This is a genomic window from Streptomyces sp. NPDC055078 (genome assembly GCF_053607985.1).
This window is the reverse complement of sequence record NZ_JBSGUP010000994.1, coordinates 937-2,032: the sequence shown is the minus strand read 5'-3', so window position 1 is coordinate 2,032 and position 1,096 is coordinate 937. Positions and strand designations below refer to the sequence as shown.

At 73.4% G+C, this 1,096-nt stretch carries 1 protein-coding gene; it reads left to right on the top strand.

Annotation, left to right across the window (positions count from 1 at the left end):
* On the top strand, positions 1 to 783 hold a 783-nt coding region (locus tag ACWF94_RS39490; RefSeq protein WP_453499962.1), incomplete at its 5' end, for a DUF3533 domain-containing protein.
* Positions 784 to 1,096: the final 313 nt, after the last annotated feature.

Genomic DNA, 1,096 nt, shown 5'->3' with positions numbered 1-1,096 from the left:
GCCCCCGGCGAGGCGGCGGCGCGGCAGCGGATCGAGAACCGGGACGTCGACGGGGCGCTCATCGTGAACCCCCGGGGAACCGCCGACAGGCTGCTGGTCGCCAGCGCGTCGGGCGCCTCGCTGTCACAGGCGCTGACCGAGGTCGTCGCGGCGGCGGAGAGGGCGCAGCGGCGCACCCTGGACGTGGTGGACGTGGTGCCGGAGGCCCCTGGGGACGCGCGGGGGCTCTCCTCGTTCTATCTGGTCGTCGGGTGGTGTGTGGGCGGCTATCTGTGTGCGGCGATCCTGGCGATCAGCGCGGGCGCCCGGCCGGCCAACGCCCACCGCGCGGTGATCCGGCTGGGCGCGCTGCTGCTGTACTCGATCGCCGCCGGCCTGCTCGGCACACTGATCGCGGGCCCGGTGCTGGACGCCCTGCCGGGCGGGGTGCCCGCCCTGTGGGGGCTCGGATCGCTGCTGGTGTTCACGGTCGGCGCGATCACGCTCGCCCTCCAGGGAGTGGCGGGCGTCGTGGGAATCGGTCTGGCGATCCTGCTGGTGGTCGTCCTGGGCAATCCCAGCGCGGGCGGAGCGTATCCGTATCCGCTGCTGCCGCCGTTCTGGCGGGCGATCGGGCCCGCGCTGCCCCCGGGCGCCGGGACCTTCGCGGCCCGCTCGATCGCGTACTTCAGGGGCAACGGCGCGGGCGGTCCGATGCTGGTCCTGGCCGCGTGGGCGGTCGCCGGATCGCTGATCACGGTGGGTTCCGCACTGCGGCGGCGGGGCCCCACGCGGGCGTCCTAGCCTTCGCACTCCGGAACAGGCGGGTCACCGGGGCCGGCGAGCCCCGCCGTGACGGCGCGTGCCGCTCCCCGCCCGGTCGTTCCGGATGCGAACTCCGAATACACCCGAAACACGGTTTCGCGCATATGTGCGCCCCTTCGAGGTAGTCCCCACTTAACGACAAAGGTTGCCCTGTCGGGGACGCTGAAGGGGTAACCGTCATGGGGGTGGGGAATGCCACAGGCGCATGGTTGCCTGCAGGGGGCACGTACAGCGGAGGGAGCGGGGGTGCGACGTCAGGTGCGCGCGGCGGACGGGCGGCATCTGATGGTGG